Below are 15,550 nucleotides of genomic sequence, written 5' to 3'. Positions count from 1 at the left end.
TTGTGGGGTCGAAGCCCACTCGTCGCTATCGTAGCTGGTGGGACCGAGTTGTTTCAGACGGACCCTTGTGGGGTCGAAGCATAACCTGCACGGCTCCGTGCCAACGGTCATAATTAGTTTCAGACGGACCCTTGTGGGGTCGAAGCCCCCACAAGGCCGCTCAACATCTGTGCCTTCGCAGCGTTTCAGACGGACCCTTGTGGGGTCGAAGCACCTTTAAATGTGTTCTAGTGTGATACTAGGATGGTTTCAGACGGACCCTTGTGGGGTCGAAGCAGTCCAACCTCCAAATCAACGGAGACCCGGCCCCGGTTTCAGACGGACCCTTGTGGGGTCGAAGCTCCGGCCTCGTCATAGTCCTCCTCTTGCGTGAGGCCGGTTTCAGACGGACCCTTGTGGGGTCGAAGCGAGATCGCGATCCCCGACGAGGACGTCGAGGACAGGTTTCAGACGGACCCTTGTGGGGTCGAAGCACCCCCGATCACACGATCCCTGGAGACGATTTTGACTGTTTCAGACGGACCCTTGTGGGGTCGAAGCTGCCTGTGGCATCTATTATAGGGCAGTGTCTTCCTCGTTTCAGACGGACCCTTGTGGGGTCGAAGCCTCAACAGGCACCTCTGCACCCGGTTCATTCGCCATAGTTTCAGACGGACCCTTGTGGGGTCGAAGCATGTTCAAGACACGCGTTCGGTGGTACGACACCGAGTTTCAGACGGACCCTTGTGGGGTCGAAGCCGAGGGCGTGGCGGGGTTTCGGCTTGACTCATTGTATGACTAGTTTCAGACGGACCCTTGTGGGGTCGAAGCCGCGCCGGCCTCGACGGCCTCACCCGACGAGTTGAGTTTCAGACGGACCCTTGTGGGGTCGAAGCTGGCTCGAGACGGCTAACCACGGCGGCATCTCACTCGTTTCAGACGGACCCTTGTGGGGTCGAAGCTGATACCGCATCTCGGTCGCGATCGCCTCGAGGGCCGGTTTCAGACGGACCCTTGTGGGGTCGAAGCACCGCACAGAACGACGGCGTCTACCTCGAGCATGACTGTTTCAGACGGACCCTTGTGGGGTCGAAGCGCCACAGACCGCACTATACCCATCATGCTTGGCCGTTTCAGACGGACCCTTGTGGGGTCGAAGCTCTGCCGGGAGACGCGTCCGGTCGAACTCGACGCTAGGTTTCAGACGGACCCTTGTGGGGTCGAAGCACTGATCGTGTCTCGGAAATCGATCGCCGACGATGGGTAACGGTCGTCACTCCTCGAGCAACCGCTTCAGCCGATCGAGTTCGGTGAGCGCTTCGACGGGGGTGAGGTGGCCGAGATCGAGCGCCCGGAGTTCGGCGGCGACATCCGTCGGCACGTCCCCGCCGTCCGCGGTCGTGTCTCCCGTCGCGCTCTCCGTCGGTTCGGAACCGGGCTCGCCGCTCGAGTCGACAGCGCTGGTGGCGTCCGTCTCGCGGTCCGCCTCGGCCGCGTCAGCGACCAGTTCTCGCGACCGATCGACGACGGGGTCGGGAACGCCGGCCGCGGTCGCGACCTCGACGCCGTAGGAGCCCGTCGCCGCGCCGGGCGCGATCTCGTGGTGGAAGACGACCTCACCGTCGTCCTGATCGACCTCGAAGTGCAGCGTGAACGCGGCCGCGAGGTCCGCGGTGAGTTCGGTCAACGGGTGGTGGTGGGTGGCGAACAGCGTCGTCGCGCCGACCTCGTCGTAGAGGTGTTCGGTGATCGCCTGCGCGATGGCCATCCCGTCGGCGGTGGAGGTCCCCCGCCCCACCTCGTCCAACAGCACGAGCGACCGCTCGTCGGCCTCCCGCAGGATGGTCGCGAGTTCGTCCATCTCGACCATGAACGTCGAGCGCCCGCCCGCGATGTCGTCGCTGGCACCCACGCGCGTGAAAACCCGTTCAACAGGCGTCAGCCTGGCCGCGCGGGCCGGGACGAAACTGCCGACCTGCGCGAGCAGGACGATCTGGGCGACCTGGCGCATGTAGGTCGACTTCCCCGACATGTTGGGACCCGTAATCACGGCCAGCCTGCGGTCGCTCGTCAGGTGCGCGTCGTTGGGGACGAACGACTCCTGCGTGCGCTCGACGACCGGGTGGCGGCCGCCGTCGATATCGATGACGAGACCGTCGCGCCCGTCGTGCTCGAGTATCTCGGGCCGACAGTAGTCGTACTGGGCCGCGACGGTCGCAAGCGAGACGAGCGCATCCAGCGTCGCGATCGCGTCGGCCAGCCGCTGGACGCGTTCGACCTCGGCGGCGACCTCACGACGGATCTCGCAAAACAGCTCGTACTCGCGCTCGTCGGCGCGTTGCTGGGCTCCGACGATCTCGTCCTCACGGTCTTTCAGCTCCGGCGTGACGAATCGCTCGGAGTTCTTCAGCGTCTGCCGTCGCTGATAGTTGTCGGGCACCGACTCGAGGTTCGGGTTCGTTACCTCGATGTAGTAGCCGTGGACCGAATTGTGGCCGACCTTCAGCGAGTCGATCCCCGTCCGCTCGCGCTCGCGCTCCTCGAGGTCGTCGATCCATTGCTTGCCGTCTCGAGCGGTCCCGCGGAGATCGTCGAGGTCGTCGTCGTACCCCGTCGCGATGATCCCGCCCTCGGTGATCTCGATCGGCGGCTCGTCGACGATGGCGTCCGCGATCAACTCGCGGACGTCCACGAGGGGGTCGAGGGCCTCATGGAGGTCCCGCAGGCGCTCACAGTCGGCGTCGGCCAGCAGGTCCCTGATCTCGGGCACGACCGCGAGCGTCTCGCGAAGCGAGCACAGGTCACGCGCGTTGGCCCGCTCGCGCGAAATACGGCCGATCAGCCGCTCGAGGTCGTAGACCTCCCGCAGCCGGTCGTGGAGTTGTTCCCGCCGCTGGACGGCCGATTTCAGTTCGGCGACTGCGTCGTGGCGCGCCTCGATCCGGACGGGATCGAGCAGCGGCCGGCGGAGCCAGTCCCTGAGCGTGCGGCCGCCAAGCGCGCTCGCGGTCTCGTCGAGGACGCCGACGAGCGTGGCGTCGTCCCGTCCGTGGACGGTCCGCGGTTCGAACAACTCGAGGCTGCGGAGGGCGACGGCGTCCAACAGCAGATACTCGCGAGGGTCGTAGCGGGTGAGTTGCGTGATGTACTCGAGGTGCTGGTCCGCGTCGCCCTCGAGAACGGCTGTGACGCGCTCCTCGTCGGTGTCGCCGCGTTCGCCCTCGTGTTCGCCGCCGCGGACGTACTCGGCGTACGCGAGCAATGCGCCGCAGGCCCGTATTTCGGCGTCCCCGGCGAGCAGGGCATCGGGGTTGCGAAAGTACGCGGCGAGCGTTTCCCCGGCCCGCTCGCGATCGAAGGCGCGCGCGTCGAACGGCGTCACCATGCAGTCGTCGGGAACGGGGTCGGCGGATGCGTCGGGGCCGACGACGGCCTCCGAGGGATCGAACCGGCTCACCTCGTCGGCGACCGACTCGGCCGCGGTCGCGCTCGTCGCGTAGAAGTCGCCCGTCGACACGTCGAGCAGGGCGAGCCCGAGTCGTTCGTCGTCGCGTGCGATCGCCGCGACGAAGTTGTTGTCGTCGCCGGCCAGCAGTTCGTCCTCGGTGAGCGTCCCGGGCGTGATCACCCGCGTGACCGCGCGCTCGACCACGCCGGAGGTCTCGCCGGGCTCCTCGACCTGGTCCGCGACGGCGACGCGGTAGCCGGCCTCGAGCAACTCCTCGATGTACGACTCGGCGTTGTCGATCGGGATGCCGGCCATCGGATACTCGCCGGTACTGTCCTCGCGGCTGGTCAGTGCGATCTCGAGGAGGCGCGCGGTGCGCTCGGCCGCGCCACAGAACGTTTCGTAGAAGTCACCCACCTGAAAGAGCACGATCTGTCTCTTATACCCATCTCTGNGTCGCGTTTCTCGGCCATCGCGTCCGGAGGGCCAAGCGCCGAATCCATGCTCGAAAGCGGCCGCCCGACGCTCAAATACCTTGCTGGATCGGCCGTCCCACCGACGGCTCGAGGCGGCGCGCTCCGGACTCGAGGGCGAGTCGCGGCCCGCGCCGGCCGACGACTGCCCGTCAGGCGTCCGTCTCGAAGTACAGGTCGGCGTGCGTTGCACAGCCGGGATTGAACGCCGCGTCACAGGCCGGACAGCGGTAGTCAGCGGCGCGGTAGTCGGGGACGGTGAGTGCGGTGCCACAGGCCCCACAGAGGACGGCCGGCTCGTCGAACCGGGCTCGAGGCCACGGGACGGCCTCGTGGTCGGTCACGGCCTCGTGGCAGCGAAAACAGGGGAAGAAGTCCTCACAGCAGGCGAACGTGAACGCGACCACGTCGCGGTCGGTGTCGTAGTGGGCACACCGCGTTTCCGGACCGACATCGACGCCGCGGACCGTGTGGCCACCGATCGATTGCACGGGTGGCTCGAGGGTCGGCGGGTGCTTCGGTGTTGTGGTTGGAGGGGAGTCGGGCTCGAGGGTTCAGTTTGTTTGCTGGGGGCCGTCGCTCGAGTGCCCCTAAGGGGGCAGGGCAATTGCGCGGCGCGCAGAGCGCGCGCCGCGCTCGTGGAAAACTATGCCGGCCGAAACAGGACACCACAGCAATGCTGCTCACTGATTAGGTGTGGTGGAACCTCAATAATTGTGATTAGCGAATATGCCTACGAGGGTTGTAGACAACTGATCGCATCTCTCATCACCACCACGATTCCTCAACCTCTGCCGAGTCAGGGAGTCGATCTCGATCAACGGTGTCGTAGCATTTTACGCACTGTACAACGTCTTCAGTCCGACCCGTATCAGCCCAACTGTGATCACCACCTTCGTCGCACGGATCGATTGGGATTCGATTCTTCCGTTTCGAACTTTGATCCTTGATCTCAGCTGAATCGGGGAGCCGCTCCCTTGTGACAGTCATGTAACACCGGTTGCATTGAACAGTGCCGTACTCGTTATATTTGACCCAGTTGTGTTCGGGGGTATCGTGTAGAATCGAGTCGCACGGCGGAATCTCGGCGGTCGTGGTAGTACTCTGGTTGTTGAGTTTCTGCGTAGCCGATTCCTGGAGTCTATCCACGTCGACCGAGACATCACATTTCCTACAGACTGCTTCATGTTGATTTGCCCAGTGTTCTTTCCAATCGTGTTCCCCGTAGTCGCAGTCAGGGATCCCGAGAGGATCCCACCCTCCATAGCCGTGTTGCGTTCCAGCCGTAGTGGTTGACGACTGCGTGTTCGTACGTTCAGGAGGACCCGGATCAGGCACCTTCGGAACATCCGGGCGCTCGAGAGGGCCCAAGAAACCCATGTTATCGTATAGATACCGGGTTCGTTCGTAACTGTACGTACGGTTTATCCGGCAGCGAGCGCAGTACTCGAGTTCGTCAAACTCCTTCCAGACGTGATCGCAATCGGGGATCGGATCCTGCCAGAGGAGATCGGTCTCGTCAACGTCTTTAAGATCACCCTTGCTGAAGCGGGAGACAGAGTGAGCGAACACCGTATTTGATTCGAATGCTGTCTCGAGTCGGTCGAATATGAACTCCGTTTCCGTAAAATCACGAGAGAGTGCCCAGTAGACACTGTACTCGCACTCAAGGTAGTCACGCGTCACAATCGGGATCTCTTTCCCCTTGTTCCGAAACTGGACTTCGACGATGAGGCCCGACCCGTAGACGGGATGTGCGTAATCGAATTCGACGAGCGCGTCTGCTCGACGGAACTTTGCATCCGTACCCGTATGTGAGACATCGAGGTGAACCTCCGGAGCGCACCGGGCGAACTCCCCATCGAATACTTGGCGAAGCTTTGAGACTGCTAGCGATTTCATCTTCCGATGCTCGTCGGATTCACCCTTTCCATCACATGAGGCAGCATTAGGTAGATGGACGAAGTGACGAGCTCGTCCGTCGGTAGATGGTCCTCGAGGAGACATCTCGCTTCCACACGACAGGCATGTCACCGTCTCCCCATCGGAGACTTGCTCCGGAATGACTCGCTCCCCGTCGCGTTCAGCTAGGAATGCCATCTCTCACTACCTGTTCATACTAAGGTACTATAAATCCGAATTAAAACCGAAGCGGGATATCCTTAATGAGAACGCAGCCAGACAGAGCGTCATGCGCCACCCACAAGACGACCTGTCGATAGTCTATGCACTGTCACTGCTCGCCCAAGAACATAGAGAACCACCGAAGGAAGAGTGGGCTTTGAACCTATCAACTGAGATCTCGTATCAACATGGACTCGGAGTAAGTGATTCAATCGTCAACTCGAATGGATAGTGTCCCAAGAGGTCAGCATCAAAAAATCACAGCGCCTTGCCTTCACCTCCGCATAGCAGATATCCCTTAACAGTCCACAGAACTTCTGTATTCAACAATCTATGAAAAGGAAACTGATTTTATCGTTGGGAAGTATATCCAAGCCGTGTCAACCGCCCTGCTATCACTGCTTGTTCAGACTACCACAGATGCGAATAACTCCACTCAAGGTAGCTCTGAGCTTCTTTCTGGAATTGGAACAGGTGCCATCTTAGGCTTCGTTGCCACACTTCTTTCCAGTTTTGGACTGCTCTATCTCCGGAGAAAGCACCGCCGTGATCGCTTGAGGCGTGCGATTATAGCTGAACTCGAGAAGCAAGACCTAGAACGAATTGTAGAATCCCTCCAAATGGATGAAACAACCGATATCGATACTGAGGACAGCGAAGAGTATCCGGTTCGGCCTTCTGACCTTCCTCCTGCAGATTCAATTCCCACATCAATCTACGAGGGTAATACAGGCAATCTCGGGACACTCCCAGAGAAGGAGGTGTCAGAGGTAGTAGAATACTATTCCAGCCTCTTGGCACTGAAATCCATCATTCAAGCGGTTCGAAACGAGGAATCTGTATTATCCGCTGATAAGAAAGAGTTACATGACGAACTACCAAATCTGGAATCAGATAGGAAGGAACTTCTCACCTCATTACGTGTTGGCCTCGGGATTCTATGTGGTTCAAGTAGAGAAGGAAATTGTACTGACGAGGAAGCCTCGTGATGGTACAGTTTTAAGTCCTGGAGGTGGGAATAGCCACTATGGACGCTTTCGCTAAAACGGGCGTGACGTAGTATGCCAGGGGATAGAATAGACTTCTTAGACGCCACTGACCAAGAATACAATTCCAGAGATGACTTCATTGATTACATCCAGAAGAACGTAGAACTTAATGATCTGAATAACAAGTTGAGTCTTATAGGTTCCGTTAGTGAACACAATCGTACGGACTTTATCCAATCTCTTCAAGGACATTTCAACATCGTAGAGGAGCAAGAGAACTTGCTTCTCCTTTGGGCAGAAAACGAAGGAGTATCGTATTATGTTTCCTTACATGATCAGGAGTTTCCATTATTCTTTACTGCAGCAAACAAAACCGACGAGATTCCAGATACTCTCGTTAAGTATCTAAAGTCGGACCAGCTGATGAGTCGAATGTGGGTTGGCAAACGGGAAATGGAACGGCTCAGGGAGCAGATGGTCCGCGACTACGATCATCTCTTAATACCGTATTTCACCGCAAAGCGGTCGAAACATACAGACATACCTGCTGAAAAACGGCCAGACTACGATAGAACCATTTCGTATTGGGCAGAGGATGGGCTGGAAACGTTCCGCCACATGAAGAGTCGATACGGGGTTCTGCCAACCAATCTTCAGTTCCAGCAACCAGGGTCGTTCAAATTCCAGATCACTCAGGATGGCGTTTTCACAGCAATAGACAACGGAGTGGAGCAGATATCCAGTTTAGTTCAGCACACTATTAACAGACTCCGCATCATCAAGAGTGCCATAGACACTGCTGACTATGATGAGAAGAGCTACGATATTCTGCAAGACTTCTCATTCCCTTACAGCAAACCATGGGCAATTCAACTTGATGAGAGGCCGGCAATTGGCGATATCCGGCATTTTGAGGGGAACCTCTCCGAGAGTAATCTAGAGTTTGACGTTCTTGATTTCGACCCCAACTACGAAAAGAGGGCATTTGACGCCGAGTTGGTAGACACGGAAGATCATAGTCGCACTGGTGTCCGCACGAAAGAAGAGCAGATACGGGTGTATCCACGTGAATCCACCGGGATTGACCAGTCTGTTCGCATCTATAACTTCGTGGATGACCACATCAGTCCTAATCCTGAAGCTATCGAAGTGATATGAGGGACGTTGAAGACCCAACCACTTTCGACGATGGAACGTACGAGGGTTTGAGTCCCCGAGATCAAGACCGCTTTGAGGAAGAATTCGATGATAAACTCGGGGAGTTCAGCGAGGACGCCATCGAAATGGAGCTCAGGTCAGAGTATGATCACCAGAAAGAACACTTAGACCTCCTCAAGGCTGCTTGCGCTGCGTTCCATCCTGAAGACGGGGCTGCCAAATCGGATAGTGATTTCAAATTAGTGGGAGTCAACCCGCTTGCCGGTACGAGGCAGACTCCTGTTGATGTCGCTGCCATACGGCCAGAATACAACTGTGTATACGTTCTGCTAATCTGCTGTGAAATAGGGGGCGAAAGACGGGATGAGTGGGTAGAAAATGTCAATTCTGTCCATCGATATTTCGACTCACAAGAAACCCGGCAGCAGATAAAGGAAAAGCTCGAAATCAATACAAGAGAGCTAGATATCGGTTATATCTCTTTAACGCGAGAGGATGACACCACCGGAATGGACTTCTCCATCCTTGACCGGAACTGCGATGTCAGTCCATACGCAGTCTGGGAATGTGAAACAGGTGACAAATGGCTACGCCATGTGGAGGGGTCATTCGTTCACTCCGATCTGAGAGATGCATTTCAAGACGAGATAGACTATAGTCGCCGCGAAGACCCACTGGATTACGCAGTTGGGTCTCATTCTGTATTCCCATTAGAGGAGATTGTCTATCGGATTGTCAAGGAGAATACCGAGTTCAACGCAGACGATGAAGACGAGTTTGACCACTCAACGTTTGTTGAACACTACAATGATGGGCTACAGGTCTTCTGCCGGCAGGAAAATCGTGATTCGCTAATTGAGAACCAAACGGAAGCGATTCTACACGATGGATTGGCCGCGAACATATTGACCGACGATCATAACGATCTCAACACCGACAAAGACTACAGGGTTGTCTATTCAGGTTCCAGAGGCCCAAGACATGCCAGAAGTGCTGTTAAGCGGAGATTCTTCGAAAATATGCCAGCTTACGAGAAAGGTCGACGAGCGTTTGACCTTACGAAAGATAAATTCGAGCCGGAAACAAATTTAGGAGACTACCAGTAAGGGTAGAGCCATGTTTGAGTTTTGACCCTCTCCCCCCAGGGGTCGCACGTCGACAGAATCTGTTTCCCTAATATGCACACGAGTTGCCGATCGTCGTGTGTATATTCACCGTATTGATGTCTGGAACATTACTATACTGTTGAGTTTGATGAGCAAATTTATAAACAAACATCGTTCGGACAATCTGAAAGACCGTGAATAGCGTGTCGTGTTCACGGCTGCGTTAATACCGGAATCGATGCTCAGTGGAACAGTGGTTCGATATCAAATATGCATAACTGTCATTCACTGATCCGGCGGGCGGGCCTCGAGCGGCCGACCACCAGTCAGTCAGCCGTCGTCCAACTCGAGGTCGTCTGCCTCGAGTTCGCCGTCGAGATACTGACGCCCGTTGTCGGTGATTCTGTATGGAGAGCCTTTTCCGGTCTCCGTTTTCTCGAGGAGACCCGCAGCCGCTAACGTCGCCATTCGGCGCGAAAACGTACTCAGGCTCTTGTCCAACATTCCGAATTCGGTGACCAAATTGTAGTGGACCGCGCCGGGCTTCAGTGCCACCGGTTGGCCGTCGATGTCTAGATCCCGTAGAAACTCGAGGATCGCATCGTCGACTTCGTTCATCCACGGTACTCGAGGGCGCATATCTACGGATTCGATGCCCGTCCGTTATTGATCCTCGGTCGGATCGAGGTCGCTCGCATCGACCTCTCCCTCGAGCCACAGTCGTCCACGATCACTGATCTGGTAATAACCTTCTTCGACTCGCTTGACGAATCCGTACGCGATCAGAATAGACAATCGGTTGGTCACGTGTTGGCGAGACAGATCGCCGTTTTTCGCGATCGTGGTGGGGCCGAGCATGAGGCCGCCCTCGAGAATCTCGAGGATCGCATCGTCGGCTTTCACCATCCAGTCCGCCCGCTTCCTCATTACCTGCACACTGTCGGAGCAGTGCTTACAGTTGTCGGTAAGCTAGACTGTTTGGGCGATATTGTTTTCTTCAGATTACGATACAGACAACACATTCATTCCAGTAGAACTGGTACCGTAGTGACTCTGCGTATTGACCGAGATTTATGTATCTAAAGATATACTTGGGAATCGAACAACTGAATAGATGACTGACTTCATCACTCCACCGTCCCTCGAACCAGGCGATACAGTCGCAATCGTGTCCCCTGCATCTGGTCTCGCAACGAACTTCCCACATGTCTACGAGCGCGGACCCGTGGGAGAGTCGCTGTCGGCGATCGATAGCCACTTGAGACAGAGATGTCTGACGAAGTCGAACAGCGTTCACGGCTGGTCCAGAACCCGAATCTAAAGCACTAAGGTTTTGATCATGTTAGTGTAATTAAACATCATGGGCTCGGAGCGGAGAAAATTTTGGTCAAAAAGAACAGTAGCCTATGTAGTGGGAATGACAATTAGTTCAGCAGCCTCTAGAAATTTAACCTCTTTAATAGGTATGGAGAGTATTGTATTGGATGTGATTATAACGGCGACATGTGCTTATATTCTCATTACAATTCTAGAATTGGCACTGACAATGGGAGATACTACATGATGAAATAACTTGGACTGGACTATCCAACGGTCTATTTTGAGGGAGAAGTGGTTGAAAAGGAAGACACACAGGCTAGCTCGTCCGTGCTCCCATTACTCCGGTTCGAGTTCGCTCGCGTCAATCTCGCCCTCGAGATAGGCATGCCCGGCGTCAGTGATCGTGTAGTAGCCGTCGTCGACTTTCTCGACGAACCCGTACTCGATGAGGACACGGAGCCGCTCGTGAACGGTACTCTGTGATTTGTCGATGTTCCGTGCGATAGCTGTGGGTCCGATCTCGAGACCCTTATCGAGAGCTTCGAGAATGAAATTATCCGTGGGGAGTTGCATCCATTCTCCCGGTTTTCTCATCATCGTTGAAAGGGTGAATCGACATTTAGTTGATTCGAACGCGCTTCTTTGCCGGATGATATTGTACGAGATATCGGACTAAATAGTCCGAATATTTATTTTGAATGAGGTGGTACTGAGTAAGTAACGCGAGCTACACGCGGACCTACCTATCCGTCCGGCCGCTCGGAAAATACGGACCGGTGCCACCAACACCGGGTCCGCGCGGCTCGCGTCGCCATGGGACGCAAGCCATGTCTACTGACAGTTCACGGGACCTTCAAGGTCCCGACACGAGAGACGCATCGCTGCAGTCCGACCGCGCCGCCGCCGTTCGCGGTGATCCCGATGCGTGACCGCGCGGAAACGGCGATCGGCGTCGATGTCGGCGAATACAACCTCTATACGACCTGCCCGGTCGACCTCCCGGACTGGCGGGGCGCGCACGCGGTCTGTGGCGACGACCTCTGCCAGCGACTCGACGACCTCCGACGTGAGGTCGCCGCCTTGCTCGCCAGTTCGTACGATCGAGCGACGATCGCGGCCTACATCCAACAGCGTCGCGACGCCCTCGTCGCGGCACTCGACGCCGCGGCGCGGACGGTCTGCGAGTACGCGACCGCCTACGACGACCCGGTGCTGGTCACCGAAGACAGCCACTACAGTCCGGACCTCTGGGCGTGGCTCACCGACCCCGACGCACATCGGGGCTCCGCGTGGCTCCTCTCCGCGGCACACCTTCGGCTGCGGGCCGTCGCCGCCGAGTACCGCCTCCCGGTGACGGCAGTGCCGGAAGCCTACTCCACGCAGGAGTGTCACGCCTGCGGCGTCCTCGGGACTCGAGAACTGAACACGACCGTTCGATGCACGAATTCGAACTGCCACGTCGACACCGTGACCGCTGATTTCAACGCCGCGAAGGTCCTCGCCCGGCGCTACTACCCCGGCCGATGCTGTGACTACCGCCCGTGTGAGACAGCCCACTCCGGCGATCACCAGACGCTCGCCGCCGACGGCGGGCTCCGGGACTGACCGGCAGAGAAAACGACAACAGTGAGCGATACGGTGGCTGGCGTTCCCACTCGAGCGGTCCGAACGCGACTCGCGCCGGCCGGCAGTCGGCCGTCACTCGAACTGGGCGGTGTCCCCGCGCCGGGGCTGAGTTCGGAGCGACCGCTGATGTCCTGCGTGTCCGGAACAGCCCGGCGATCGACGAGCGAGACATCCCACACTGGACGACTTGAGTCGCTTCGAAAAACGAGGGCCGCTTCGTGCCGACGCCTCGCTTACGAGGACAGAACGCCGGTTGTGAGGCGGGGGAATCGCTCGTGGGCGAAGTGAACGGCGAGGACGACGACGATCGGGCCGAGGAACAGGCCGTACCAGCCAAACGTTAGCGTTCCGAGGAAGTACCCGAGGAGGACGAGTCCCATATGGATCCCGCTGCGCGCCGAGAGCAGCGATCGCGCGAAGAAGTCCGGAACGGTGTCGACGACGATGAACGTGAGCACGAAGAAGGCGATCGGTTGCCAGAGCGGCGTCGGGGACGCGATCGCCAGCGCGAGGATGTACAGGCCGTAGGGGACGTAGACGATCTTCATCCCCACGGCCGGGATCAGCGTGCCGATGCCAATGAGGACGGCCAGCAGCACGGGCGTACCGACGACCGTCCCCGAGGCGAACAGATTCAAACCGACGTAGGTGCCGGCGGCGACGATCGCCGCGACCCCGACCACTGCAAGGTTGCTGACGAAGATCGTCTGGAGGTCGTCGTCGACGCCGTCGAGGAAGGAGACGAGATCCTCATCGCTGTCGACGCTGCGGACGAACCACCGGCGGAGCCGGCCGTCGTCGCGCAGCAGGTAAAAGAGGAACGTGAGCATGAGGAAGAACCGCGACAGCACGCTGACGGTGACGCCGGCGATCGTCATGAGTTGCCCGACGATGCCCGGAAGTCCCTGCTGGAGCGCCGACGTGACCGATCGACCCGTGTCGGACACGAAGGTCGCACGGAACCGGTCGATGTTCCCCTCTCGGGCGACCGCGAGGTACGGATCGAGCGCCGATCGGTAGGTACCGAGGTCGCTCGCGGCGAGGAACTGATCGAGTTCCTGGAGCGCAACAAGGCCGGCGTAGCAGACGACGGCTACCATCGGGACCACGACGAGCAGGATCGTCACCGTCGCCGTCACGTTCGGATGGTCCAAATGTCGATCGAGCCGGCGGTAGAACGGCCGAGTTGCGTAGTAAAGAAAGATCGCGAAGAGGAGGGTTCCCAGGTACGAAACGAGCGCGAACCCGATCGCTAGGGCGACGACGAGACCGAGACCGGCCCAGACGGCCCGGCGACCGTCCCACCCTGGCTGGCTGAGGGCGCACATAGTCGGTTTGCGAGAACGGGCGTCAAAAGCCCTGGGCGTGCGTCTGCCCGGTTCGTCGCCGACCGGCCGGACGTGGCAGGTCGTCGAATCCGAGCTGGATGACGGGTCATCGGCGAGAGCAGGCAGTCGGCCGGTCGCCGCCGAGACGATCGCTCGAGTTCGCGCGCTGCGTTGCGTCGATAGGTCCCGCCGTCGCCACCGCGGCCTTTCCCTCGTCCTGGAGGTAGCGCTCGAAGCTGTCGTCGAGAGCACGTTCGGAACGGGAAGCAGACCGATCGTCGATCATCGGCCCTCACCTCGAGGCTGCGTCATTGAAATTCGTTGGCTGTGATCGTCTCGAGAGACTCGACACTGACGTCCCGGAATGCGATACGATCGCTGAAGCCGTGCTGAGGGAGAAGCGTCTCGGCTGCCCGTCCCGCTGGTTTGTCGGTCGTCAAGCGAACAACGTGGTCTGCCTGCCCAGTATCGGAACTCGCAACCGATCCAAAATGCGAAGAGAGCCAGACGCTTCCAGTGGCTCTACCCCGGGGAAAGCGGCGTCATGAGGCGATTGCAACCTTCGTGCTTCACCGACGGCGGCGGGGTTATACAAATTTCTCGGTCAGACAAGTTGAGACTGACCGTCTCAATGCATACGGTCCTCAATTCTCTTTGTGGCGCAGAGTACTCGTCACCCACCATTAGCTTCGTTATTAGGGTCGCTTTCCCATCGAACACAGGTTACGGTGAGCGACGAATTCCCCGTCAAGTATGTTCATCGATCGAGACGCCTTCGAGAACACATGCGAGGAATGTCTCGAGGCCGTAGTTGTGGGCGCTGTTGCTCTCACGATACGAACAGTGAGATCTCGACGCGAGATACGACCACAAAATTAGACTAGTCTAAACTCTACTTTCGATAGAAACTACTATATCTTTCCCCCTGTCATCGACTAGCCGACGATGGACGACACGACGCAGTCGCAAACGAAGTACAGTTTCTTACGTAGAAAAGCCATTACTGCCGGTGCAGGGATTCTTGCCACTAGTCTCGCAGGGTGTACAAGCAACCAGGGTGCATCTGGGGACGGATCTACTGTCACAGTGGCGTCCTTTTTCAGTTTCTACGACTTCGCACGGGAGATCGTCGACGGGACGCCCATCCAGGTGAACAACCTCATTCCAACCGGCTTGCACGGTCACGGGTGGGAGCCGAACGCGAGCGTCACACGAGACATCATCGAAGCAGACGCGTTTCTCCACGTCGGTCCAGGGTTCCAGCCGTGGGCCGACCGAGCGATTCAGACGCTCAAAGACGACGACGTCAACACGCAACTTATCAACGCGCGTGCCGGTGTCGAACTGGTCGATCTCGCGGCTACTCTCGATCGTGAAGAAGAAGGCGTTGGCGAGCAACAGGGTAAGGACCCACACTTCTGGCTTGACCCACAGCGGGCGAAGAAATCGGTCGACAATATCGCCGATGGGTTCGCCGAACTCGCTCCCGAGCAGGAAAGCGCACTACGGGACAACGCCGAGACGTACAAATCCGATATTCTCGAACGGATCGGTCAGGACTTCCAGGCCATCTTCGACGCGTCCGAGCGGGATGCGGTACAACTGGCCGCGCACAACGCCTTCCAGTATTGGGGCGTCAGGTACGGCGCACAGATGGAGCCCCTCGTCACGAACCTCGCAGCAAGCGGCAACGTCAAGCCCTCGGACATCGCCGAGGCGAAGAAATTCATCGAGGAGAACGACATCAAGTACATCGCCAACGGCGTCTTCGAATCGCGCAAGCCCGCGAAGCAACTGCTCGCCGAAACCCAGGTCAAGGGGTACTTCCCAGTGACGCCGTACGCAGGGGTTCGAGAGGACTGGGTCGAGAACAACTGGGGCTACGAGGAGGTCGCGTACAACATCAACGGCCCCACGCTCGAGGTCGTACTCGGCAACAAGACCCCCGAAGAAGCCGGGCCAGAGGGCTGGGCCGATGAGTGGATGAACTTCGAGTGAA

General features: G+C 58.0%; 12 protein-coding genes, 1 pseudogene and 1 CRISPR repeat array (1 of these 14 running past the window's edge). Of the genes and pseudogenes, 5 read left to right on the top strand and 8 right to left on the bottom strand.

The window, feature by feature from the left end:
* Positions 1 to 1,206: direct repeats of the CRISPR family, unit length 30 nt; it reaches 2,707 nt to the left of the window's first position.
* A 46-nt stretch (positions 1,207 to 1,252) separates the two neighbouring features.
* The 3 genes from mutS to C486_RS02390 all read right to left on the bottom strand — a co-directional run bounded on the left by mutS (position 1,253) and on the right by C486_RS02390 (position 5,802).
* Complete coding sequence (gene mutS / locus C486_RS02400; RefSeq protein ID WP_008452637.1) at positions 1,253 to 3,844, bottom strand: DNA mismatch repair protein MutS; 2,592 nt, start codon at positions 3,842 to 3,844, stop codon at positions 1,253 to 1,255.
* A gap of 208 nt (positions 3,845 to 4,052) precedes the next feature.
* Entirely contained in the window at positions 4,053 to 4,391 is a 339-nt protein-coding gene (locus C486_RS02395; protein ID WP_008452634.1) for a CHY zinc finger protein, read from the bottom strand.
* Between the two features lie 277 nt (positions 4,392 to 4,668).
* Positions 4,669 to 5,802 carry a hypothetical protein gene (locus C486_RS02390; protein WP_008452632.1) on the bottom strand — a complete coding sequence of 378 codons (1,134 nt, stop codon included), beginning with the start codon at positions 5,800 to 5,802 and terminating at the stop codon, positions 4,669 to 4,671.
* Between the two features lie 599 nt (positions 5,803 to 6,401).
* On the opposite strand from C486_RS02390, the gene C486_RS20785 reads away from it, so the two are divergent.
* The 3 genes from C486_RS20785 (at position 6,402) to C486_RS02380 (ending at position 9,277) form a co-directional block, all read left to right on the top strand.
* Positions 6,402 to 7,013, top strand: a complete 612-nt coding sequence (locus tag C486_RS20785) for a hypothetical protein (RefSeq protein WP_152419115.1) — start codon at positions 6,402 to 6,404, stop codon at positions 7,011 to 7,013.
* A gap of 72 nt (positions 7,014 to 7,085) precedes the next feature.
* Positions 7,086 to 8,171 (top strand): hypothetical protein, encoded by a 1,086-nt coding sequence (locus C486_RS02385; RefSeq protein WP_008452631.1) that lies wholly within the window; start codon positions 7,086 to 7,088, stop codon positions 8,169 to 8,171.
* The gene (locus C486_RS02380; RefSeq protein WP_008452629.1) at positions 8,168 to 9,277 is read left to right on the top strand and encodes a hypothetical protein; all 1,110 of its coding nucleotides are present in this window, start codon (positions 8,168 to 8,170) and stop codon (positions 9,275 to 9,277) included. Before C486_RS02385 ends, C486_RS02380 begins: the two co-directional genes overlap by 4 nt.
* 330 nt (positions 9,278 to 9,607) lie before the next feature.
* Here C486_RS02380 and C486_RS02375 read toward each other — a convergent pair whose 3' ends face one another.
* The 3 genes from C486_RS02375 to C486_RS02365 form a co-directional block, all read right to left on the bottom strand.
* Positions 9,608 to 9,895 carry a hypothetical protein gene (locus C486_RS02375; protein ID WP_008452627.1) on the bottom strand — a complete coding sequence of 96 codons (288 nt, stop codon included), beginning with the start codon at positions 9,893 to 9,895 and terminating at the stop codon, positions 9,608 to 9,610.
* Positions 9,896 to 9,940: 45 nt separating this feature from the next.
* Entirely contained in the window at positions 9,941 to 10,204 is a 264-nt protein-coding gene (locus C486_RS02370) for a PhiH1 repressor-like protein (protein WP_008452625.1), read from the bottom strand.
* Between the two features lie 729 nt (positions 10,205 to 10,933).
* Positions 10,934 to 11,170, bottom strand: a complete 237-nt coding sequence (locus C486_RS02365) for a winged helix-turn-helix domain-containing protein (protein ID WP_008452623.1) — start codon at positions 11,168 to 11,170, stop codon at positions 10,934 to 10,936.
* A 348-nt stretch (positions 11,171 to 11,518) separates the two neighbouring features.
* Between C486_RS02365 and C486_RS02360 the strand changes: the two genes are divergently transcribed.
* Positions 11,519 to 12,202 (top strand): zinc ribbon domain-containing protein, encoded by a 684-nt coding sequence (locus tag C486_RS02360; RefSeq protein WP_008452621.1) that lies wholly within the window; start codon positions 11,519 to 11,521, stop codon positions 12,200 to 12,202.
* A gap of 254 nt (positions 12,203 to 12,456) precedes the next feature.
* On the opposite strand, the gene C486_RS02355 is transcribed toward C486_RS02360, so the two are convergent.
* Both C486_RS02355 and C486_RS02350 read right to left on the bottom strand, forming a co-directional pair.
* Complete coding sequence (locus C486_RS02355; protein ID WP_008452620.1) at positions 12,457 to 13,551, bottom strand: AI-2E family transporter; 1,095 nt, start codon at positions 13,549 to 13,551, stop codon at positions 12,457 to 12,459.
* A gap of 149 nt (positions 13,552 to 13,700) precedes the next feature.
* Positions 13,701 to 13,837: pseudogene (locus C486_RS02350) on the bottom strand (site-specific integrase); the annotation flags it as partial.
* 659 nt (positions 13,838 to 14,496) lie between these two features.
* Between C486_RS02350 and C486_RS02345 the strand changes: the two are divergent.
* Positions 14,497 to 15,549: a metal ABC transporter substrate-binding protein gene (locus C486_RS02345; protein WP_049910060.1), complete on the top strand. Its 1,053-nt coding sequence runs from the start codon at positions 14,497 to 14,499 to the stop codon at positions 15,547 to 15,549.
* The last annotated feature ends 1 nt before the right edge of the window (position 15,550 follow it).

The sequence above is a fragment of the Natrinema gari JCM 14663 genome (genome assembly GCF_000337175.1).
GTDB lineage: Archaea > Halobacteriota > Halobacteria > Halobacteriales > Natrialbaceae > Natrinema > Natrinema gari.
Note: the sequence above shows the minus strand (reverse complement) of the source record. Positions and strands in the feature narration are given on the sequence as shown.